Below are 20,755 nucleotides of genomic sequence, written 5' to 3'. Positions count from 1 at the left end.
TCTGATTCCCTGTTATTGTGACCTCGCTCACTAGGAGGTTGCAGGTGCAGGGACGAGATGTCGATCGGCCGGTGGGGGAGTGGGACGAGGTGTACGCCAGCCCCGAATTCCAAAGCCTGCGAAGACGTTTCCGGGTCTTCGTCTTCCCGATGACCGTGCTGTTCCTCGCCTGGTACGCGCTCTACGTGCTGCTCGCCGACTACGCGCACGGGTTCATGTCGGCGAAGGTGGCGGGCAACATCACCGTCGGGCTGATCTTCGGTCTGCTGCAATTCGTTTCGACGTTCGTGATCACCGCGCTCTACGTGCGCTACGCCGATCGTCGCCTGGACCCGCTGGCCGACCAGCTGCGCGAACGAGTGGAAGGGGCGCGCGAATGAGCGGCGTGCTGGCGGCGGCGATCGAGGGCAGCCGCCCCGGTCTGAACATCACCATCTTCCTGATCTTCGTGGCGATCACGCTGATCATCGTGTTCCGGGCCAGCCGCGACACCCGCACGGCCGCGGACTATTACGCGGCCGGGCGCGCGTTCTCGGGTCCGCAGAACGGGATCGCGATCTCCGGCGACTACCTGTCCGCGGCGAGCTTCCTCGGCATCGCGGGCGCGATCGCGCTCTACGGGTACGACGGCTTCCTCTACTCGATCGGCTTCCTGGTGGCGTGGCTGGTCGCGCTGCTGCTGGTGGCCGAATTGCTGCGCAACACCGGCAAATTCACGCTCGGCGACGTGCTGGCCTTCCGGATGCGGCAGCGTCCGGTGCGCGCCGCGGCGGCCACCTCGACGCTCGCGGTGAGCCTGTTCTATCTGCTCGCCCAGATGGCCGGGGCCGGTGTGCTGGTGTCGCTGCTGCTGGGCGTGTCCGGCGAACTGGGCCAGAACCTGGTCATCGCGGTGGTGGGCGCGGTGATGATCGTCTACGTGCTCGTCGGCGGCATGAAGGGCACCACCTGGGTGCAGATCGTCAAGGCGGTCCTGCTGATCGGCGCGGCCGCGGCCATGACGGTGTGGGTCCTGGCCCACTACGGGCTGAACCTGTCCTCGCTGTTGCAGGACGCGGTCGATCACGGCGGCAAGACCGGCGCGAAACTGCTCGAACCGGGCTTCAAGTACGGCAAGTCCGACACCTCCAAACTCGACTTCCTCTCCCTCGCACTGGCTCTCGTGCTCGGCACCGCCGGACTGCCGCACGTGCTCATGCGCTTCTACACCGTGCCGACCGCCAAGGACGCGCGCCGATCGGTGGTGTGGGCGATCGGGCTGATCGGGCTGTTCTATCTGTTCACCCTCGTCCTCGGCTACGGGGCGGCGGCGCTGGTCGGCCCGGAGAAGATCGCCAAGGCGCCCGGCAAGGAGAACGCCGCCGCGCCCCTGCTGGCCCTCGAACTGGGCGGACCGCTGCTGCTGGGATTCGTTGCGGCCGTTGCCTTCGCGACCATCCTCGCGGTGGTGGCCGGGCTGACGATCACCGCCTCGGCGTCGTTCGCCCACGACGTGTACGCCAACGTCATCAAACGCGGGCGCGTCGAGAGCGGCGACGGCGAGGTGCGGGTCGCGCGGATCACCGCGGTGGTTATCGGCGCGCTGGCCATCCTCGGCGGGATCGTGGCGAAGAATCAGAACGTGGCGTTCCTGGTGTCGCTGGCCTTTGCGGTCGCGGCCTCCGCGAATCTGCCGACAATCCTGTATTCGCTGTTCTGGCGGCGGTTCAACACCGGCGGCGCGCTGTGGAGCATCTACGGCGGGCTGCTGGTGACGGTCGTGCTGATCGTGTTCTCCCCGGCCGTATCGGGCGCGCCCACGGCCATGCTCGAGAACGCCGACTTCGACTGGTTCCCGCTCGCGAATCCGGGCCTGGTCTCGATCCCGGTGTCGTTCCTGCTCGGTTGGCTCGGCACCGTCCTGTCCCGCGACCGCGACGACGCGAAATACGTTGAGATGCAGGTTCGTTCGCTCACGGGGGCGGGAGCGGAGAAGGCGGTGCGGCACTGAGCGCGGCGCCCGGCGCGGCGCGGAAGGTCTTGCGGTAGGTCAGCGGCGGCACGCCGAGTTCGGCGCGCATGTGATGCCGCAGCGACGACGCCGTCCCCATTCCGGCCGCGCGGGCGACCTCGTCGATGGACAGATCGGTGGACTCGAGCAGGTGCCGCGCGTGCCGCAACCGTTGCTGGAGGAGCCAGGTGCCGGGCGCGAGCCCGGTCTCGGCCTTGAAGCGACGGGTGAAGGTGCGCACGCTCATTCGGGCGTGCCCGGCGAGCGTGGCGAGATCGAGTTCGCGGTCCAGATGCCGCAGCGCCCACGCCCGGGTGGGCGCGGTGCCGTCCGAACCGTTCACCGGCACCTGCCGATCGATGAACTGGGACTGCCCGCCCTCGCGCCACGGCGGCACGACGCAGTAGCGCGCGGTCCGGTTGGCGACCTCGCTGCCGTGATCGGTGCGCAGCAGATGCAGGCACAGGTCGAGGCCCGCCGCCAAACCCGCTGAGGTGCAGACGTTTCCGTCCTCGACGAACAGCAGATTCTCCTCCAACCGCACCTTCGGGAACAGGCGGCGGAACTCGTCGGCGAACGACCAGTGCGTGGTCGCGCGGCGCCCGTCGAGCAGCCCCGCGGCCGCCAGCACGAACGCGCCCGTGCAGATCGACACGATCCGCGCGCCGGTCCGGATGCCGCCCAGCGCCCGCGTCAATTCGCTCGGCAGAACGCCGAATCGGCGCGCGTCGGGCTGCTGGGTGCCCGGCACGATGACCGTATCCGCGCTCGCCAACGCCTCGGGCCCGTCCTGCGGCACCATCGCGTACCCCCGCGTCGTGCGCACCGGCTCGGTATTCAACCCGCACAACCGCACGTCGTAGAGCGGGCTGCCGTCCGCGGCCTCCGCGCTGCCGAGCACGGTCGGCGGAATCGTGGCGTCGAAGCCGATCACCGGCTCGAGGAGCAGCACCGCGACCCGATGGAGCGGACTCATCGCCGGGGGCTGCGGGAGGTCAGGCAGTAGACGCCCGCGGTGGGATCGGTCATGACCAGCCAGCTCGTCCCCGACCGCACGCGGCGCGCGCCGAGGGATTCGTGCCATGCCGCCACCGCCTCCGGATCCGAACAGGCGATATCGAGATGCGCGGCCGCGGGACGGTCATCGGCCAAGCGCTGCAACAGGATTCGAATGGGCAGCTCGTCCGGCACCGCCAGTCGCACGAATTCCGGAAGGTCGGCCGCGCGCGCGTCCCACCCGGTCAGCTCCGACCAGAACCGCGCCTCGGCGTCGAAGGCGCTGCCCGGAATGTCCAGGCACACCTGATCGATCGAGCTCAGCGTGTCCCCGGGACCGCGCACCGGCTCGGGCACCCGCGTGCCGTCCTCGGTCGTCAGGCAGAACGCGATGCCCGCGGGCGACCGTGCCAGCGACCAACCGTCGTGATCGGCCACCAGCTCCGCCCCGAGCTCGGTGGCCCGCCGCCGCGCGCCCGCCAGATCGTCCACGTCCAGGTCCAGATGCGCCCCGCCCGGACCGCCCACCGCCTGCGCGCGCAGGCACGGATCGCCGGTCGCCGGTTCGAGGGTCGCGAATTCCTTGTTGCGCCCGGACCTTTCGGACAGGGTGGTCGCCGACACGGCCGTCCAAAAGGCGAACGCCTCGTCGAACCTCTCGGCGGGTCGATCGATGAAGGCCCAGTTCCAGCGGATCACGCGGTCTCCTCTCAATGGCCGGATGTTGACGGATTGTGTCATTCAGGCCACTCGTCCACAACACCCGCCCCGGGGGACGATCTCTGCCGTGACCGAACTGCGAGAACCCACGGGGACAACGGAATCGAGGAATCGGCTGGGCGTGCACCCGGCCTGGTTCGTCGCGCTCATCGGCTTCTTCGCGCTGATCGGCGCGGCCGGATTCCGCTCGGTGCCGAGCGTGCTCATGGATCCGCTGCACGCGGAGTTCGGTTGGTCGCACGGCACCATCGGGGCGGCGGTGTCGGTGAATGTGCTGCTGTACGGGCTGATCTCACCGTTCGCGGCGGCGTTGATGGACCGGGTGGGCGTGCGCGTGGTGGTGGCCGGGTCGCTGCTGCTGGTGGCGCTGGGCGCGGGGCTGACGGTGTTCATGACCCAGGCGTGGCAGCTGTGGGCGTTGTGGGGCGTGCTGGTCGGGGTCGGCGTGGGCTCGATGTCGATGCCGTTCGTGGCGACCGTGACCGGACGCTGGTTCGTGCGGCATCGCGGGCTGGTGACCGGTCTGCTCACCGCGGCCGGGGCCACCGGGCAGCTGGTGTTCCTGCCGTTGGTGTCGACGCTGGCGACGCACTACGGGTGGCGCACGCCCTCGGTCGTGGTCGCGATCATCGCGCTCGCCGCGGTGCCGTTGGTGCTGTTGTTCCTGCACGACTTCCCCAGCGATGTCGGGGTGCTCGCGTACGGGGCCGAGCCGGGCAGCACGATCGGGCTGCGCAAGGTCGTGCGCGGGGGTGCCACGCGCGCCGTGCGGGTGTTGGTGACGAGCCTGAACAAGCCCGTATTCTGGCTGCTGGCAGGCGGTTTCATGGTGTGCGGCGCGTCCACCAACGGGCTCGTGCAGACCCACTTCGTGTCCGCGGCGCATGATCACGGGATGCCGGTCACCACCGCGGCGAGCCTGCTCGCGGTCGTCGGCGTCTTCGATGTGGTGGGGACCGTGCTGTCGGGCTGGCTGACCGACCGGATGGACTCGCGTTGGCTGCTGGGCGTCTACTACACGCTGCGCGGCCTGTCGCTGCTGACATTGCCGTCGCTGCTCGGCCCGCAGGCCCAGCCGAGCATGTGGGTGTTCATCATCTTCTACGGCCTGGACTGGATCGCGACCGTGCCGCCGGTGGTGCAGCTGTGCCGGGAGCACTTCGGCGACGACGGCCCGGTGGTGTTCTGCTGGGTGTTCACCTCGCATCAGCTCGGCGCGGCGATCGCCGCGACCGGCGCGGGCGTCATCCGCGACCTCCAGGGCAACTACGACCTGGCCTGGTACCTCGCGGGCGGGCTCTGCGGCCTCGCGGCGATCATGTCGCTGGCGATCCGGCGCAACCGCCCGGCGCCCGACCTACGGCCCGCCTGATCAGCCCTCGATCGAGGGTTCTGGCCTGATGCGGGTCTTCCCGATCAGCCCTCGATCGAACGGTGCTGCCCCGATTCGAGGGCCTTGGCGGCGCGGCGCTCGTCCCAGCGGCTCGGCTCGTCCTTGCGGCGCGGCGGCCGGTCGTTGGCGATGAGCACCGCCATCCACGGCAGCGGCACCGAGACGCCGATGATGATCAGCGAGATCAACCAGTTGTGCCAGGCCCCGTAGGCGAACGCGGCCAGCAACAGGCACGGAATCCGGAACCCCATGAGCAGCATGTACCGCCGCACCCGCGCCCGATGCTGATCCTCGAGCGAGGGCGCCGCCTCGGTGATCAGCACCGGATCCTTGTCGCTACCCGGGAAATAGCCCGTACTACCCGCACCGGATCGGGCGGGTCGGGGAACGGAACCGGGCGGACGAATCTCGAATTCGGGTCGAACACCCCCGTCGCGGCCTTCGGCATCGGGCGCATCGCCGTCACGCTGCATGTCTCGAGTCTTCCACTCCGCAAGATCGAATGCACACGCGGCAACCTCCCCCGACTTTGACATCATGGACTCATGAGCTCCGATACCCTCGTTCGCCCGGACACCGACACGACCACCGACGAGTCCACCGGCAGCGACATCCCCAAGTACTTCCACTACGTCAAGAAGGACAAGATCGCCGAGAGCGCGGTCATGGGCACCCACGTCGTCGCCCTCTGCGGCGAGGTGTTCCCGGTCACCAAATCCCCCAAGCCCGGCTCGCCGGTCTGCCCGGAGTGCAAGCGCATCTACGAATCGCTGCGCAAGGACTGACGCCTCCCGGCGAGGGTGACCCCGCCCGCTAGCGCGATGGCCGCCGCGGCGGCGAATGTCGTCGCGCCCCAACCGAACCAGCCCACCGCCGCCGCGCCGAACGCCGTGCCCAGGCTGCCGCCGACGAAGTAGACGACCATGTAGGCGCTGTTGAAGCGCGCCGGTGCGCTCGGATCGATGGTCAGGATCGTGCTCTGGTTGGCGACCTGCGCGGCGAACAGCCCGGCGTCGAACAGCCCCAACGCCAGCAGGGCCGTGCCCGTGTGGGAGACCGCGACGGTCAGTGCCACCGCGCTGACCAGCGCCAGGGCGAGACCGATCAGGATCACCCGCCGCGCCCCGATCCGATCGGTCCACACCCCCGCGACGCGCGTGGCGGCGACCCCGAGCAACCCCGCGACGGCGCGCCGATCCGCTCGGGCGAGTACGAGTACGGCGGCTGCGACAACGCCACCGGCAGCCCCGCCCACACCGTGCAGAAGGCGAAGAACCACACCGTGCCCCGGCCCGCCGCGCACCGCAACGCCGGATACCGCCGATACAGCGCGGGCAGACCACGCAGCGTCGCCAGATAGCTCGCCGTGGCCGTACCCGCCGCACCCGGCAGCGCGAAGCGCCCCACCGCCGCGACGACCAGACACGCCCCCGCGAACACCAGCAGCGTCCCCCGCCACCCGACCGCCTCGGTCAGCCAGCCGCCCACGAACCGCCCCGCGAGAATCCCGCCCGAGATCCCCGCGGTGACCGTCCCCAGCACGGTCGCCCGCCGCCCCGGCGGCGCGAACCGCCCCGCCACCGAACTCAATTGCGCCCCAACCGAAGACCCCGCCCCGATCACCCCCACCGCCAACCCGAGCACCCCCGGCGACCCGACCCCCGCCGCGACCACCAACGCCACCGCGAGCCCCGCGAACTGCGCCGACACCACCACCCGCGCCGCGAACCGATCCACCAGCGGCACCAGCACCGCCAACCCCACGAGATACCCCACCGGCCCGCACGCCAACGCCGCCCCCACCGCCGCCAGCGAAGTATCAAGTGCCCCAGCCACTTCCGCGATAGCGGGCTGCAAGACGTAGATGCTAGCCGTCCCCAACGCCGCCGCCACCGCCGCGAACCCCACGACGGGCCCCCGCAACACCGGCCCGGACGTCTTCGCGATGAGATCGATTTCCATGCCTCGACGGTAGGAAGATCACCACCCCCGATCCGGCGGAAAACGGCCGCGATAGTTCCGCCCTACCCGAATCCGCCCGCGACATGAATCTCCGGACCCGATCGAGCCGAGTCTCGGCGAGGAATTCGTGGACCGACCGACGACCGTTCCGCGCATTGGTCCAGATATTGTGCAGATCGAGCACTGCTCGCCGAGACCGTGCGGACGCTGGACCCCGTCCTCGTTCCCCACCCCGAAAACTGGTGGCTTCGCACGAGCAACCCGTGCCGATACCGTCGGATCATGCGCAAAACCTTCGTCACCGCGGCCGTCGGCGTCGCGCTGCTGGCCCCGCTCTCATTCGTCGGCGCGGGCACCGCGAGCGCGCAACTCCCCACCGGTTCGGCCGAGATCCCCCCGTCCTGCGTCGGCAAGATCGACCCGCTCACCTTCTACATCCAGTCCCTGTTCGGCACCCAGCCGCGCGCCTGCCTGTGACCCGCTGACCGGAAGCCGTTGTGGCGCAAGCGGATCGCTACGAGGCCCGGCCCCACGACGGCGCCTCGTCCTCCGGCGGGCGCGCGGCCCCGGACTTCGGTTCCTGCACCACGGCCTTCGGCACCGACCGCAGCCGCCGCGTCAGCCAGTGCGCGATCTTGGTCCATCGGCTCACCCGCGCGGGCCAGAGCTCCTGCACGGTCGCGTTGAACTCCGCGCCGAGGATCACCGCGAAACCGAGGAAGAAGGTGAACAGCAGGAAGGCGATCGGCGTGGCGAGCGCGCCGTAACTGACGCCCGTCCGCGTGACCCAGCTCAGATATCGCCGCAAACCCTCACTGGCTGTCATGAAGAACACACCCGCCACGAGCGCGCCCCCGAACAGTCGATGCCACGGCAGCGACCGATGCAGCGCGAACTTGTACAGCGTGGTCAGCCCGACGATCAGCAGCAGACCCGTGGCCGGGTAGTAGAACGCGTCGATCAGCCGCAGCCCCGGCTCCCGCCAGATCCCGGGCAGCAACCGCCCGATCAGGGTCGGCCCGATCGCCACCAGCGGCAGCACGAAAACGGCGACCACCAGGAACAACACGTACAACCACAGCGCGAACAGCCGCTGCCACACCGGATGTCGCGCCTCGGCCTGTCCGTGCGCGGCCACGATGGAATCGACGAAGGTCGACATCGCCGACGACCCCGCCCACAGCGACAGCACGAACCCCACCGACACCACCTCGCCGCGCCCGCGTTGCAGCACGTCCCGCACGGTCGGCGCGATCAGATCGTCGACCACGCTGGGGTTGAACAGGTTCCGGCTGAAGCTGATGATCTTGGTCTCGACGATCTGCACGGTGTCGGGCCCGAACCACCCGCCCACGTAGCCCAGACTGGCCAGCAGCCCGAGCAGCAGCGGCGCGAGCGACAGCGTCTGCCAGAACGCCGCGGCCGCCGACTTGGTGAAGATCGAATCGTCCCAGGCCTTCACGGCCACCCGCAGCGAGAGCCGCCCACCCGTACGCGCGGCCCGTCCCGCGCGCTCGCCGACGGCCGCGGCGTAGGCGCTCGCGACGACGCGCAGGGGATGTCTGCCGGGTTTCTGCATGATGGTCTCAGCATTGCCCACCCCGGCCCGAAATACCGGATCACCGACGAAACGTGTTCAGGGTGTTCTCCGACACACGACCGGCGGACTGGAACCGTGTCGGGGGCACTCGCTAATCTCTCTGGAGTGACTTCGGGTGGTGGCGGTTCGTTACGTGCATGGCAGCGCAGGGCTCTCACCAAATACCTGACGACGAAGCCACGCGACTTCCTCGCCGTCGCCACGCCCGGCGCCGGTAAGACGACGTTCGCGCTGCGGTTGGCCTCGGAGTTGCTGGCGGACCGCACGGTCGATCAGATCACCGTCGTCGCGCCCACCGAACACCTCAAGCATCAGTGGTCGGCCTCGGCCGCGCGGCTCGGCATCGCGCTGGACTCCAACTTCTCCAACTCCACCGGCGGCACCTCCGGCGACTATCACGGCGTCGTGGTGACCTACGCGCAGGTGGCCTCGCATCCGTTCAAGCATCGGGTGCGCACCGAGAACCGCCGCACGCTGGTGATTCTCGACGAGATCCACCACGCGGGCGACGCCAAGAGCTGGGGTGAGGCGGTCGGCGAGGCGTTCGGCGACGCGACCCGGCGACTCGCGCTCACCGGTACGCCCTTCCGCAGCGACGATTCGCAGATCCCGTTCGTCGCCTACGAACCCGACGAGTCCGGCTTCCCGCGCTCGCGCGCCGACTACACCTACGGCTACTCCGAGGCGCTGGCCGACGGCGTCGTGCGGCCCGTGGTGTTCCTGGCCTACTCCGGCGAGGCGCACTGGCGCGACAGCGCGGGCGACGAGTACTCCGCCCGCCTGGGCGAACCGCTCAGCGCCGAACAGACCGCCCGCGCCTGGCGCACCGCGCTCGACCCCGCCGGGGACTGGATGTCGAAGGTGTTGTCGGCGGCCAACACCCGCCTCGCGCAGAAGCGCGCCTCCGGCATGCCCGACGCGGGCGGCCTGGTGATCGCCACCGACCAGGAGAAGGCGCGCGACTACGCCGAACTGCTGGAACACATCTCGGGCAGCAAACCCACGGTCGTGCTGTCCGACGATCCGACCTCCTCCAAACGCATCGGCGAGTTCGCCGCCAGCACCGAACCGTGGATGGTCGCGGTCCGCATGGTGTCCGAGGGTGTGGACGTGCCGCGCCTGGCCGTCGGCGTCTACGCCACCAGCGCCTCGACCCCGCTGTACTTCGCCCAGGCCATCGGGCGTTTCGTGCGTGCCCGCCGGCCCGGCGAGACCGCGAGCGTATTCCTGCCGTCGGTGCCGGTGCTGCTGGATCTGGCCGCGCAGCTCGAGGTGCAGCGCGATCACGTCATCGGCAAACCGCACCGGCAGAAGGAGATGCTCGACGACGAGCTGCTGCTCGACGCCAACAAGCAGAAGGACGAGCCCGGCGAGGAGGAGCGCGCGTTCGTCGCCCTCGCCGCCGACGCCGAACTCGATCAGGTCATCTACGACGGCGACTCGTTCGGCACCGCCACCTTCTCCGGCAGCGACGAGGAGGCCGACTATCTCGGCATCCCCGGCCTGCTCGACGCCGAGCAGATGCGAGCCCTGTTGCGGGACCGGCAGACTCGCCAGATCAAGGAGCGCACCGCCGCCGCCACGGCCCCCGAACCGGGCCCGAGCGCCGCGGCCGCCGCCGAACGCGTCGCCACCGCCGACCGCCTGGGCGAGTTGCGCCGCGAGCTCAACAGCCTCGTCGCCATGCATCATCATCGAACGGGCAAGCCGCACGGCGTGATTCACGGCGAGCTGCGCCGCGAATGCGGGGGACCGCCCACCGCGCTCGCCACCGCCGAACAGCTCACCGAGCGGATCGCGGCCCTACGCCGGATGTGAGACCGCGCCGGGCCACGCCGCCATCGCCCGATCGATCGACCGGTGCAGCTGGGTCGGCCCGGCCCCGTCGCGAGCCTGCACCGACAGGCCGAACAGCACCGTGCCGTAGAAGTCGGCCAGCTCGGCGGTATCGGTCTCCGCGGGCAGCTCGCCTTCGGCGACGCCGCGATCGAGCCGGGCACGAATGTCATCGATTGTGCGCCTGCGCTTTTCGATGAGGAAGTCGCGAACGGCGGTGTTGCGGGTGGTGTAGGTCGAGCCCGCGAGCACGACCATGCAGCCGCGCGGGGTGCTGTCGTCGGCGTAGGCGGCAGCGTTGTCGCGCAGCATGGCCTCGACGCTGGCCCGCGCGGTCGGCTCCGCGCGCAATGCCCGCCCGGTGTGCCCGCCGTCGGTGCGGCCGTAGAGCTCGACCGCCTCCCGGAACAGTTGCTCCTTGCCGCCGAAGGCCGCGTACAGGCTGGGGGAGTTGATGCCCATGGCCGCGGTGAGGTCGCTCATCGACGTGCCCTCGAAACCGTGCTCCCAGAACACCTCCATGGCCCGGCGCAACGCGAGGTCGCGATCGAAGGCGCGGGGTCGTCCGCGTTCGGCCATGGGCGGCATCCTTTCTGTGTCGATCGTTAAATATACCCCTTGACACCGTCGCGGGGCCTCTGCTTCGCTAATTATGTATTGATCGACACAGAATTGAAGGAGTGCAGATGAACGACCTGACCGGCGCCGCGGCCCTCGTCACCGGCGGTAGCAGGGGCATCGGCGCGGCCATCGCGCGCGGACTCGCCGCGGCCGGGGCGGACGTGGCGCTGACCTATCGCACCGGCGCGGACCGGGCCCGAAAAGTGGTGTCGGACATCGAATCCCACGGCCGCCGCGGGCTGGCGATCCAGGCCGACAGCGCCGACGCCGAACAGGTGACCGCCGCCGTGCACCGCGCCGCCGACGAACTGGGCCGCCTCGACATCCTGGTCAACAACGCGGGCATCTTCCCCGCCAAGCCGTTCGAGGAGTTCACCGTCGACGAGATCGACCACGCCCTGCACATCCACGCCCGCGCCGCCTTCGTGGCCGCCCAGGCCGCCGTCACCCACATGCCCGAGGGCGGCCGCATCGTCAGCATCGGCTCCAACCTCTCCGAACGCGCGATCTTCGGCGGCGTCGCCCTCTACAACCTGAGCAAATCCGCCCTCAACGGCTTCACCCGAGCCCTGGCCCGCGAACTGGGCCCGCGCAATATCACCGTCAACCTCGTCCAGCCGGGCTCCACCGACACCGACATGAACCCCGCCGACGGCGACCACGCCCCCCGACAACTCCACTTCAACGCCCTCGGCCGCTACGGCCGCCCCGACGACATCGCGGCCGCGGTAACCTTCCTCGCCTCACCCGCCGGCCGCAGCATCACCGGCGCGACCCTCACCGTCGACAACGGCACCAACGCCTGATCAGGCACGTAAAGCGCCGTCCCGCCGGATATTTCGGTTGTCGTCACGAACGCGCCGACGTCAGCGCGCGAATGTGCCTATGCCGCACGCGTGCCCGACGTCGGCGCGCGGGCTTCCGTATGCCGCAGGCACGCCTGACGTCAGCGCGCGAAATCCGTAGGCGGCACACATGCCCGATGTCGGCGCTCGAATTTCCGTATGCACGTCCGATGTCAGCGCGCGAAATTTCGTAGGCGGCACCCCATGCCCGACGTCAGCGCGCGAAGTAGCGGCCCGGTGAGACGCCCACCGCGCGCCGGAAGGCGGCGACGTAGGCGCTCGGGGTCGCGTAGCCGACCCGCTCGGCGATCCGGGCGACCGGTAGCCCGGCGGCCAGCAGGGGCAGCGACGCGGCCAGGCGGGCCTGGGTTCGCCACTGGCCGAACGTGATTCCGGTCTCCGCGAGGAACACGCGTGCCAGGGTGCGGGGGCTGGCGGCGGCCTCGGGCGCGAAGCGGGCGAGGGTGCGGTCGTCGGCCGGATCCCGCAGCAGGGCCTCGGCGACGCGCCGCGCGCGGGGGTCGGTCGGCATCGGCGCCCCGACGGGGATCACCTCGACGGGCTCGAGCAGATCGAAGACGACCGCCTCCGCGCGGGCGCGCCGCGCGGCGTCCAGATCCGAGGCCACCGGCTCGCGGACCCGGTACATATCGCCCGCGGTGAGGTAGTCGAACAATTCGTGCAGCAACCCGCTCACCCGCAGCAGGGCCGGACCGCCGAACGCCACCCGACAGCGGTCGGGCTCGACGAAGATGCCGCGCATGGCCGCCCCGCCGGACGTCCCGGTGCGGTGCGGCGTCCCGCCGGGGATCCACAGCGCCCGCGTCGGCGGCAGCACCCACAACCCGCCCTCGACCTCCACCGACAGGACTCCCTGTGCGGCCCAGGCGATCTGGTGCTGCGGGTGCCGGTGCCGCTCGAACCAGTGGCCCGCGGGAACGACGCCCTCGGCCAGCACCATGGCCGTGGGCCCGGTCGTCGCGGCCACCAGCGGACTTTGACCGTTCGGCGACATGATCTGTCAGCGTAGCGTCTCCCGGTCAGCGTCGGCGAACCCTACCGTCGAAACCATGCCCATGAATCTCGTCCATCGCCTGCTCTGCCGCTCCGCCCTCTGGGAACGCGCCAGTACCGAACGCGTCGTGCCCTGGGCGCTCGACGGGATCGACCTCGGCGACGCGACCGTGGAGATCGGCCCCGGCTACGGCGCTAACATTCGCGCGCTGCGCGATCGCACCGCCGACCTCAGCGGCATCGAGATCGATCCGGCCCTCGCCGCCCGCCTGCGCGCCCGGCACGCCGACTCGATGCGCGTCGTCGAGGGCGACGGCGCGGCGATGCCGTTGCCGGACAACCGATTCAGCGCCGTGGTCAGCTTCACCATGCTGCACCACGTCCCCACCCCCGGCCAGCAGGACGCCCTGTTCGCCGAGGCGTTCCGCGTCCTGCGCCCCGGCGGCGTCTTCGCGGGCAGCGACGGCCTGGACTCCCTCGGCTTCCGCCTGCTCCACCTCGGCGACACCTGCGTCCCGGTACCGCCGACGACCCTGCCCGACCGGCTGGCGCGGGCCGGATTCACCGACATCCGCGTCGAATCCGGGCGCGGAAGTTTCCGCTTCCACGCCCGGCGCGGGTAGACGGCCGGACCGGCTCATCACCCGAGCCGGTCGGTGGTTGCCCGACTGTATTCGGGGCGGTCCTACCGGCGGTGACGGCTCTCGCTCACCCCGTCGCGCTCATCGGCGGCGCGAAATAGGTTGCGGGATCGAGGCTGTCGAGCGGCGTCCACCGGGCGGGCGGGGTGTCCGGAGCCGGTTCGTCCGCGAGCACCCGCCCGTACCCTTGCAGATCCAATGCGAGCCAGGGATTTTCGTCCACCCGGCGGGCCAAGGCATAGCAGGTCGCCAGGAAATGCAGGCATCGCGGATTGCGGGCGGGACAGGAACAGTCGCTCGCGAGCAGCCGGGGTGCGACGACATGCCCTGCGGCGGTGAACGATTCGTGCAGCGCGTCGGTGAGCTCGACCGCGGTGGCGGGGAGGTGGTCGGCGAACGCGCGGGACAGCGGCGCGAACTCCAGGTGGGTCACCGACGCCTGCCCGCCGCGGTGGATGTGGGCGCGCACGATGGTGGCCTCGATCTCGAGCGTGACGCCGCCGTTGCGGGCGATGCTGCGGGCGCGGGGGAGCAGCGGTTCGGGGCGGGTGAGGGAGAGGGGCTCGGCGAGGCGAACCCAGTCCATGCCCCAGCGGGTGTATCCGAATTCGTTGTCGGCCAACTCAATTGCCTCGCTTCCGGCGCAGCAGATCCAGCAGTTGCTCGTCGTCCAGGCGCGCCAGGGCGGCGACGAGGGTGTGTTCGGCGCCGTCGAGGTCGGCGAGCGCGGATTTGCGCGCGTGCATGGCGGCGATGTGTTCCTCCACGGTGGTGCTCGTGGTGAGGGTGGTGACGGTGACGGTCCGCGTCTGGCCGATGCGATGCGCGCGATCGGACGCCTGGGCCTCCACCGCCGGATTCCACCAGCGATCGAAGTGGATCACGTCGGCCGCGCGGGTCAGCGTCAGCCCGGTGCCCGCCGCGCGCAGGCTCAGCACCAGGATGGGCGGCCCGTCGGGGGACTGGAACCGGGTGACGATCTCCCCGCGCTCGGTCGCGTCGAGCCCGCCGTGGAAGAACGGCGCGCGCACGCCGAACCGTTCGGCGCAGTGCCGGACCAGTAGTTCCCCGGTCCGCCGGTACTGCGTGAAAACCAATGTGGGGGAGTCGGATTCGAGATTGTTCGCGAGGATGTCGAAGCACACATCGAATTTCCCGGACCGGCCGGGCAATTCGCTCAGGTCGCCGTCGATCAGTCCCGGATGGTTGCACACCTGCTTCAACCCGGTCAGCGCCGCCAGCACCCGGCTGTGCCGCTGGGCGCCGGAGCCGAAACCCTCGGCCTCCGCCTTCGCCAGCAGCCGATCGTAGGCCCGCTGCTGCTCCTCGGTCGGATCGCAGACCAGATCGGTGTGAATCTTCGGCGGCAGCGCGGCGGCGACCTGAGACTTCCTGCGCCCCAGCACGATCGGCTCGAGCGCGTCGCGCAACCGCACCACGGCCTCGTAGGACCCTTCGTGAATGGGCCGCACGAAGCGCCTGCGGAACTGCGCCTTGTGTGTGAACGCCGCGGGGGCGACGAGATTCAGCAATGCCCACAGCTCGTCGAGATGGTTCTCCACCGGCGTCCCCGTCAGTGCCACCCGCGTCCGCGCCCGGATCGCCCGCGCCGCCTTGGACACCTGCGTGCGCGGGTTCTTGAGCACCTGCGCCTCATCGAATACGGCTGTGGCCCAGTCGATCTCGGCGAGCTCGTGACCGTGCCCGCGCAATGTCGGATAGCCGGTGACCACGACCGTCCCCGCCTCGGTCGCGACCTCCCCGCCCCGCCAGGCGACCGGCCGCAGTTCGGGGGCGAACCGCTCGATCTCGTGCACCCAGTTGCCGACCAGCGAGGTCGGACACACGACGACCTGCGCCCCCGACTCGGCCCGCCCGACCAGGAACCCGATGGCCTGCAAGGTCTTCCCGAGCCCCATCTCATCGGCCAGCACCGCCCCGCCGTGCACCGCGGTCGTCTCCCGCAACCAGGCGACGCCCCGCGCCTGATACGGCCGCAACTCCGCCTTCAACCGCGTTCCCAATTCGCTCGCGACCGCCCGGGTGTCCGCGAACGCCCGCACCGCCCGGTCGGCCGAGACGACCGCCGAGCCCGCCGCATTGGGCACGGCGTGCCCGGCCACCGGCACCCGATCCGCCCACCCGGCGACATCCTCCCGCTCGACCGCCTCGCGCCACGCGACGAGCGACGCGCCCGCCCGCTCGAAACCCAACGCCGCCAACCGATCCGGTTCGGCCACCAGGCAGGGCACGGGCGCGATCGAAAAGCCGCCTCCGGCATCGGGAATTGCCAGGTCGACGAGTTCGGTGGGAAGGGGCGAGTCGTCCCGGGACCGCGCGGCCCCGCCGTCCGCGATCACGGGCAGCGGACCGGGCGTGTCCTCGTCCCAGGTCCACAGGGCGAACAGGTGTCGGTCGGGCAGATAGGTGGCGTGTGTGGTGGGCAGAGCGAACCCCTTATCCTCGTACTGCGTACGGAGTAGTGTAACTCCGTACGGCGTACCGACATTCCGCGAGGGGCATTTCGTGACCGACGACACACCCGGGGACCAGGCCGAACGCCTGCTGACGCTGCTGTGGCGCGAGGTCGCGCCCCCGCGCACGAAGGCCCGCGGCCCCAAACAGGCCGTCAGCGTGGACGACGTCGTGCGCGCGGGCGTCGCCCTGGCCGACCGCGACGGCTACGACAAGGTCTCCATCCGCGCGGTCGCCGCCGAACTCGGCCTCGGACCCATGAGCCTCTACACCTACGTGCCGAGCAAGGACGCGCTCCTCGTCCTCATGGTCGACGCGGTCGCCGACGAGGACCCGCCCATCGATCCGGCCCTCCCGCCCCGCGAGCGCATGGCCGCCATCGCGCGCGCCATCCGCGCCGAACTCCTCGCACACCCGTGGCTACTGGAGGTCCCCCCGTGGCGACAAGTGTTGGGCCCCGGCCGCTTACGCCGCTACGAGCGCCAACTGACCGCCCTCGACGGCCTCGGCTTCGACGACCTGGAACTCGACCGCATCATCTCGGTCCTCTCCGAGTTCGCGTCCGGAAACGCCCGCACCGCCGTCGCCGCCCGCCGCGGCGCCGCCGAGATGACCGACGCCCAATGGTGGGACCTCCACGGCCCCTTACTGACCCGCCTCATGCCCCCCGACCGCTTCCCGCTGTCCGGCCGAGTGGGCCAAGCGGTAGGGGAGACCTACCAGGCCCCCGGCGACCCCGACGGAGACTTCGAATACGGGCTCGCCCGCCTGCTCGACGGCATCGTGGGCCGGACCCGGGACGTGTAGGGGGCCGAAAGTCGGCCGCCCCGGGGGAACGCGGGTCGCGGCGAAAGTCGGTCACCCTCCGGCGAAACCCGGGCTTCCGCCAGCGTCGGCCGCCTCCCTGAGAAGGCGGGTTCCCGCGAAAGTCGGCCCCCCAGTACACGAAAGCGGGCGACCTCGAAAGGTCGCCCGCTGTGGGTTGTTCGGTTGACGGATTCAGTTGTCGAGCGGACGTGAAGGAGCTGGATTACAGCGCCGGGGCCGCTTCCGTGTCGATCACGGCCTCGAGTTCGCGCAGGCGCGCCATGTGCTCGTTGGCGTGATGCTGGCAGAAGAGCAACTCGCCACCGCCGGGAAGGGTCGCGCGCACCCGCGCGGCCGCCCCGCAGCGGTCGCAGCGATCGACCGCAGTCAGTGGGGTGCTGGTCAGTGTTCCTGGCATGACTCCTCCGTCCTGGCTCCCGGCGCAGAAAGCCGTTCGCCTGGGTGTGGGGCCCACGGTCCCCCCGTGGGCTCTCTACCGCTACTTCCCAGCAGTGGCAATGACTACTCTGTCAGACGTTCGGGACGGGGGCTTTGTTCCCGGAGATGTTTCTCTGTGTTTTCCCTAACATGACCAGGCATTTCGCTGAAGGCGAACACGATGGTCAGTACGGGTGCTCGAAGGGTGTCCACCTCCGCGAACAGGCCGATCCAGTTGTCTTGTCGGCAGATTACCCCGGCCTACCGACACTCACACTCGGGTTTCGGCAAACTTCGAGGCCACCCAGGTGTGACCTGCGTTATGGTGCAGCCATGATCGCCCCGGATGCCCGAATTGCCAAGGCGCGCACGCTCGTTCACATGTGCACCCGCGACGACTACGAAACCGCACGTCGGGAGGGGCAGCGCCGGGCGCCGTCATTGGTGAGCGAGGGGTTCACCCACCTGTCCGCGCCCGCCCAGGTGCACCTGCCCGCGAATCGGTTGTTCGCTGGTAGCGAAGATCTTGTTCTGCTGTGGCTCGACCCCGACGCGCTCGATGCGCCGGTGCGTTGGGAACCCGGCGTACCCGGCGATCCGGAGGCCATGCGCTTCCCGCATCTGTACGGTCCGATCCCGATGGCCGCGGTGGTCCGGGTGACCGACTATCGACCGGGGCCGAACGGCGTTTTTCCGGAAATATCGGACATTTGACCTAGGGTGGAACCGTGAACGTCGACGTGACAGCGCTGCCCGGTATCGGGGTCCGCAAGGATTTCGAGGCCCGATCCGGTCGCCGGATCGGCGTGGTCGCCCATCGTGACGGGGGTCTCGATCTCATCGTCTCCAAGGCCGACGACCCCGACGCCTGCGCGGCCCAGGTGCCGCTCAGCACCGACGAGGCGGCCGTGCTGGCGAATCTGCTGGGCGCTCCGCAGCTGGTCGAGCGGCTCAACGAGGAGCACCGCGAGATGGCGGGCATCGTGACCCGGCAGCTGCCGATCGGTGAGTCGTCCCCCTATCAGGGCCGCGAGCTGGGGGAGACGCGGATGCGCACGCGGACCAAGGCGTCGATCGTCGCGGTCATGCGGGCCGGACAGGTCTCCCCGTCGCCGGGGCCGGACTTCGTGCTGGCCTCGGGCGATCTGTTGGTGGTGGTGGGCACTCCGGCCGGATTGGACGCCGCGCTCGAGATCCTGACCGACGGGTGACGGTGTGCATTCGACGGCTCTAGCACTCGTTCAACTCGGTTCCATCCTGTTCGTGCTGGGAGTGCTGGGGCGCGTCGCCGGACGATTCGGCATGTCACCGATTCCGCTGTATCTGTTGGGGGGACTGGCCTTCGGGCAGGGCGGCGTCATCGAGCTGAAGTCGGCGGTCGAATTCGGTCACGTGGCCGGTGAGATCGGCGTGGTGTTGCTGCTGCTGTTACTCGGACTGGAGTACACCGCGCCCGAACTCGTGACGGGACTGCGGCGTTCGTGGCTGGCGGGTGTCTTCGATCTGGTGGCCAACGCGACTCCCGGCGTGGCGGTGGCGCTCATCCTCGGGTGGGGTGCGACCGGGGCGGTCACCATGGGTGGGGTCACCTACATCTCCTCGTCGGGGATCGTGGCCAAGGTGCTCAACGACCTCGGGCGCCTGGGCAACCGGGAGACGCCGGTGGTGTTGTCGATCCTGGTGTTCGAGGATCTGGCCATGGCGGTGTATCTGCCGATCCTCACGACCATGCTGGCCGGGGTCGGCTATCTCGCCGGGCTGCGGTCGCTGGCGATCGCGCTGCTGGCCATCACCTGCGTGCTGGTGATCGCGTTGCGCTACGGCCGGTACGTGTCGGCCATCGTCGACAGCTCCGATCGAGAAGTGTTCCTGCTCAAGCTGCTCGGCGCGGCCCTGCTCGTCGCCGGGCTCGCCTCGGCGCTCAACGTCTCCGCGGCGGTCGGCGCGTTCCTGCTCGGCATCGCGATCTCCGGCTCCACCGCCCAGAACGCCGCCAAACTCCTCGAACCCCTCCGAGACCTGTTCGCCGCCATCTTCTTCGTGGCCTTCGGCCTCAACACCGACCCCCGTTCCATCCCACCCGTCCTCGCCTGGGCGATCCTGCTCGCACTGATCACCCTCCTCACCAAAACCGCCACCGGCTGGTGGGCCGCCCACCGCCAGGGCATCCGCCGCCTCGGCTCCGCCCGAGCAGGCGCCGCCCTCGTAGCCCACGGCGAATTCTCCATAGTCATTGCGGGCCTTGCCGTCTCCCTAGGCACCGTCGACAAACAACTGGCCGCCCTGGCCTCCGCCTACGTCCTCATCATGGCCGTCCTGGGCCCCATAACCGCCCGCCTCGTAGAACCCACCATCCGCCTCCTCCAACGCCACCCCACCCCAGCGTCCACACCCCCCGCCCTGGAATCCACCGAGCCTCACCCGGGCGTCCGCACCGAATAACGCCCCCAGGCAAGCCAACCCAGCCGCACCCCTTATTCGAATCCGCACCCCCTACAAGCCCCCACAAAGAGTGCGAATCCCAACAAAGGGTGCGGCTCGAGCTGGTCGGCAACCCAGGCCGCACCCTTTATTCGAATCCGCACCCCCTGCAGGCCTATACAACGTGTGCGGATCCGAATAAGGGGTGCGGCTGGGGTGGTGGTCACGTGGGGGATCGCCGGGTGTCTCGGGCTCGTTCCAGGTAGCGGGAGGAGGCGACCGCTATCGCACCGGAGGCGAGGCCGACGAGGACGGCGGTGAGGTGGCCGTAGTCGGTGAAGGTGCGGCCGCGCCAGGCGGCGAGGGCGTACCAGATCAGGAGGGCGGCGATCCAGAGGACGCGGGTGCGGCCGCGGAGGTGATAGGCGAGGGCGGCCAGCACGGCCGAGAAGCCGTAGGAGGCACCGACATCGGCGGCCACGGTCACCTTGAGGGGAATGAGGTGGTGGTCGACGGCGTAGGCGATGCCGGTCACCACGATCACCGTCGCGACCACATGGCCGACGGCGAAGATCGCCATCCACCGCAGCGAGCCGAGCCAGCGTTCGGCGAACGCCATGACCGTCAGCAACCCGAGGATGATCGTCCACGGAAACCCGCCCTCGGTCCAGAACGCCGACGCCACCAGCACCTGCACCGGATCCCGTTGCATATTGTGCAGATTCGTCGACGCCGACAGGATCAGCCGATGCCCGGCGAAGTCGCTGATCCCGCGCAATGTCCACCACGTCACGAACAACGTGAACGCGTACGCGCAAGTGGCCGGAGCCGCCGCGAGATGATCGTGCGCGGCCCGCAACGCCCGATACCACCGCGGCTTACGCCCCCACCACACCCGCACCGCCCGCACCCCGTCCGCCGGTTCGACCGTGCGCGTCCAGGGCGAGCGGTAGTAATCCAGTACGGAAGCACCCACACCAGCAAGTCTCGCGCGAT

General features: G+C 69.9%; 24 protein-coding genes. 12 read left to right on the top strand and 12 right to left on the bottom strand.

Going from position 1 to position 20,755, the window contains the following annotated elements; translation table 11 throughout:
- Positions 1 to 44 precede the first annotated feature (44 nt).
- Both ACWDSJ_RS19205 and ACWDSJ_RS19200 read left to right on the top strand, forming a co-directional pair.
- Positions 45 to 380 carry a DUF485 domain-containing protein gene (locus ACWDSJ_RS19205; RefSeq protein ID WP_450033396.1) on the top strand — a complete coding sequence of 112 codons (336 nt, stop codon included), beginning with the start codon at positions 45 to 47 and terminating at the stop codon, positions 378 to 380.
- The gene (locus ACWDSJ_RS19200) at positions 377 to 1,990 is read left to right on the top strand and encodes a solute symporter family protein (protein ID WP_450033395.1); all 1,614 of its coding nucleotides are present in this window, start codon (positions 377 to 379) and stop codon (positions 1,988 to 1,990) included. The genes ACWDSJ_RS19205 and ACWDSJ_RS19200 overlap by 4 nt, the downstream gene beginning before the upstream one ends.
- On the opposite strand, the gene ACWDSJ_RS19195 is transcribed toward ACWDSJ_RS19200, so the two are convergent.
- Together ACWDSJ_RS19195 and ACWDSJ_RS19190 are read right to left on the bottom strand one after the other, a co-directional pair.
- Complete coding sequence (locus ACWDSJ_RS19195; protein ID WP_450033394.1) at positions 1,953 to 2,966, bottom strand: GlxA family transcriptional regulator; 1,014 nt, start codon at positions 2,964 to 2,966, stop codon at positions 1,953 to 1,955. The two genes, ACWDSJ_RS19200 and ACWDSJ_RS19195, sit on opposite strands and share 38 nt — an antisense overlap.
- A complete protein-coding gene (locus ACWDSJ_RS19190) occupies positions 2,963 to 3,685 on the bottom strand; it encodes a VOC family protein (RefSeq protein ID WP_450033393.1) in 723 nt (240 codons plus the stop codon). Before ACWDSJ_RS19190 ends, ACWDSJ_RS19195 begins: the two co-directional genes overlap by 4 nt.
- An 88-nt stretch (positions 3,686 to 3,773) precedes the next feature.
- Here ACWDSJ_RS19190 and ACWDSJ_RS19185 point away from each other — a divergent pair, with 88 nt between their 5' ends.
- Positions 3,774 to 5,078, top strand: coding sequence for an MFS transporter (locus tag ACWDSJ_RS19185; protein ID WP_450033392.1), 1,305 nt, complete (start codon positions 3,774 to 3,776; stop codon positions 5,076 to 5,078).
- Positions 5,079 to 5,122: 44 nt separating this feature from the next.
- Here the strand turns inward: ACWDSJ_RS19185 and ACWDSJ_RS19180 are convergent, their stop codons facing one another.
- Positions 5,123 to 5,422 carry a DUF3099 domain-containing protein gene (locus ACWDSJ_RS19180; protein ID WP_450033501.1) on the bottom strand — a complete coding sequence of 100 codons (300 nt, stop codon included), beginning with the start codon at positions 5,420 to 5,422 and terminating at the stop codon, positions 5,123 to 5,125.
- A 222-nt stretch (positions 5,423 to 5,644) separates the two neighbouring features.
- Between ACWDSJ_RS19180 and ACWDSJ_RS19175 the strand changes: the two genes are divergently transcribed.
- Positions 5,645 to 5,884 (top strand): DUF3039 domain-containing protein, encoded by a 240-nt coding sequence (locus tag ACWDSJ_RS19175; RefSeq protein WP_387356528.1) that lies wholly within the window; start codon positions 5,645 to 5,647, stop codon positions 5,882 to 5,884.
- Here ACWDSJ_RS19175 and ACWDSJ_RS19170 read toward each other — a convergent pair.
- Positions 5,860 to 6,213: a hypothetical protein gene (locus ACWDSJ_RS19170; RefSeq protein WP_450033391.1), complete on the bottom strand. Its 354-nt coding sequence runs from the start codon at positions 6,211 to 6,213 to the stop codon at positions 5,860 to 5,862. The two genes, ACWDSJ_RS19175 and ACWDSJ_RS19170, sit on opposite strands and share 25 nt — an antisense overlap.
- On the bottom strand, positions 6,210 to 7,061 hold the full coding sequence (locus tag ACWDSJ_RS19165; RefSeq protein WP_450033390.1) for an MFS transporter: 852 nt from the start codon (positions 7,059 to 7,061) through the stop codon (positions 6,210 to 6,212). The genes ACWDSJ_RS19170 and ACWDSJ_RS19165 overlap by 4 nt, the downstream gene beginning before the upstream one ends.
- 282 nt (positions 7,062 to 7,343) lie before the next feature.
- On the opposite strand from ACWDSJ_RS19165, the gene ACWDSJ_RS19160 reads away from it, so the two are divergent.
- Positions 7,344 to 7,538, top strand: a complete 195-nt coding sequence (locus ACWDSJ_RS19160; protein ID WP_450033389.1) for a hypothetical protein — start codon at positions 7,344 to 7,346, stop codon at positions 7,536 to 7,538.
- A gap of 37 nt (positions 7,539 to 7,575) precedes the next feature.
- Here the strand turns inward: ACWDSJ_RS19160 and ACWDSJ_RS19155 are convergent, their stop codons facing one another.
- Positions 7,576 to 8,640 (bottom strand): YihY/virulence factor BrkB family protein, encoded by a 1,065-nt coding sequence (locus ACWDSJ_RS19155; protein WP_450033388.1) that lies wholly within the window; start codon positions 8,638 to 8,640, stop codon positions 7,576 to 7,578.
- Between the two features lie 126 nt (positions 8,641 to 8,766).
- Here ACWDSJ_RS19155 and ACWDSJ_RS19150 point away from each other — a divergent pair, with 126 nt between their 5' ends.
- Entirely contained in the window at positions 8,767 to 10,479 is a 1,713-nt protein-coding gene (locus ACWDSJ_RS19150; RefSeq protein WP_387356534.1) for a DEAD/DEAH box helicase, read from the top strand.
- Here the strand turns inward: ACWDSJ_RS19150 and ACWDSJ_RS19145 are convergent.
- Positions 10,465 to 11,076, bottom strand: a complete 612-nt coding sequence (locus tag ACWDSJ_RS19145) for a TetR/AcrR family transcriptional regulator (RefSeq protein WP_450033387.1) — start codon at positions 11,074 to 11,076, stop codon at positions 10,465 to 10,467. The two genes, ACWDSJ_RS19150 and ACWDSJ_RS19145, sit on opposite strands and share 15 nt — an antisense overlap.
- A gap of 107 nt (positions 11,077 to 11,183) precedes the next feature.
- On the opposite strand from ACWDSJ_RS19145, the gene ACWDSJ_RS19140 reads away from it, so the two are divergent.
- Positions 11,184 to 11,924, top strand: a complete 741-nt coding sequence (locus tag ACWDSJ_RS19140; RefSeq protein WP_450033386.1) for an SDR family NAD(P)-dependent oxidoreductase — start codon at positions 11,184 to 11,186, stop codon at positions 11,922 to 11,924.
- 253 nt (positions 11,925 to 12,177) lie between these two features.
- On the opposite strand, the gene ACWDSJ_RS19135 is transcribed toward ACWDSJ_RS19140, so the two are convergent.
- On the bottom strand, positions 12,178 to 12,978 hold the full coding sequence (locus ACWDSJ_RS19135) for an AraC family transcriptional regulator (protein ID WP_450033385.1): 801 nt from the start codon (positions 12,976 to 12,978) through the stop codon (positions 12,178 to 12,180).
- Positions 12,979 to 13,033: 55 nt separating this feature from the next.
- On the opposite strand from ACWDSJ_RS19135, the gene ACWDSJ_RS19130 reads away from it, so the two are divergent.
- Positions 13,034 to 13,600 carry a class I SAM-dependent methyltransferase gene (locus ACWDSJ_RS19130; RefSeq protein WP_450033384.1) on the top strand — a complete coding sequence of 189 codons (567 nt, stop codon included), beginning with the start codon at positions 13,034 to 13,036 and terminating at the stop codon, positions 13,598 to 13,600.
- Positions 13,601 to 13,685: 85 nt separating this feature from the next.
- Here the strand turns inward: ACWDSJ_RS19130 and ACWDSJ_RS19125 are convergent, their stop codons facing one another.
- Both ACWDSJ_RS19125 and ACWDSJ_RS19120 read right to left on the bottom strand, forming a co-directional pair.
- Positions 13,686 to 14,240, bottom strand: a complete 555-nt coding sequence (locus tag ACWDSJ_RS19125; protein WP_450033383.1) for a hypothetical protein — start codon at positions 14,238 to 14,240, stop codon at positions 13,686 to 13,688.
- Between the two features lies 1 nt (position 14,241).
- Positions 14,242 to 16,026 carry a DEAD/DEAH box helicase gene (locus ACWDSJ_RS19120; protein ID WP_450033500.1) on the bottom strand — a complete coding sequence of 595 codons (1,785 nt, stop codon included), beginning with the start codon at positions 16,024 to 16,026 and terminating at the stop codon, positions 14,242 to 14,244.
- 118 nt (positions 16,027 to 16,144) lie between these two features.
- On the opposite strand from ACWDSJ_RS19120, the gene ACWDSJ_RS19115 reads away from it, so the two are divergent.
- Positions 16,145 to 16,900 carry a TetR/AcrR family transcriptional regulator gene (locus tag ACWDSJ_RS19115; protein ID WP_450033382.1) on the top strand — a complete coding sequence of 252 codons (756 nt, stop codon included), beginning with the start codon at positions 16,145 to 16,147 and terminating at the stop codon, positions 16,898 to 16,900.
- Positions 16,901 to 17,123: 223 nt separating this feature from the next.
- Here the strand turns inward: ACWDSJ_RS19115 and ACWDSJ_RS19110 are convergent, their stop codons facing one another.
- Positions 17,124 to 17,318: a DUF7455 domain-containing protein gene (locus tag ACWDSJ_RS19110; RefSeq protein WP_387356544.1), complete on the bottom strand. Its 195-nt coding sequence runs from the start codon at positions 17,316 to 17,318 to the stop codon at positions 17,124 to 17,126.
- Positions 17,319 to 17,671: 353 nt separating this feature from the next.
- Between ACWDSJ_RS19110 and ACWDSJ_RS19105 the strand changes: the two genes are divergently transcribed.
- The 3 genes from ACWDSJ_RS19105 to ACWDSJ_RS19095 are packed head-to-tail and all read left to right on the top strand — an operon-like array spanning position 17,672 to position 19,780.
- Positions 17,672 to 18,052: a DUF952 domain-containing protein gene (locus ACWDSJ_RS19105; RefSeq protein ID WP_450033381.1), complete on the top strand. Its 381-nt coding sequence runs from the start codon at positions 17,672 to 17,674 to the stop codon at positions 18,050 to 18,052.
- A 14-nt stretch (positions 18,053 to 18,066) separates the two neighbouring features.
- Positions 18,067 to 18,549, top strand: a complete 483-nt coding sequence (locus ACWDSJ_RS19100; RefSeq protein WP_387356546.1) for a cation:proton antiporter regulatory subunit — start codon at positions 18,067 to 18,069, stop codon at positions 18,547 to 18,549.
- Between the two features lie 4 nt (positions 18,550 to 18,553).
- Positions 18,554 to 19,780, top strand: a complete 1,227-nt coding sequence (locus ACWDSJ_RS19095) for a cation:proton antiporter (protein ID WP_450033380.1) — start codon at positions 18,554 to 18,556, stop codon at positions 19,778 to 19,780.
- Between the two features lie 202 nt (positions 19,781 to 19,982).
- Here the strand turns inward: ACWDSJ_RS19095 and ACWDSJ_RS19090 are convergent, their stop codons facing one another.
- On the bottom strand, positions 19,983 to 20,735 hold the full coding sequence (locus ACWDSJ_RS19090; protein WP_450033379.1) for a rhomboid-like protein: 753 nt from the start codon (positions 20,733 to 20,735) through the stop codon (positions 19,983 to 19,985).
- Between the last annotated feature and the right edge of the window lie 20 nt (positions 20,736 to 20,755).

It is taken from the genome of Nocardia sp. NPDC003482 (genome assembly GCF_053588115.1).
The sequence above is the reverse complement of the archived record's forward strand: the minus strand, read 5'-3'. Positions and strand labels throughout refer to the sequence as shown.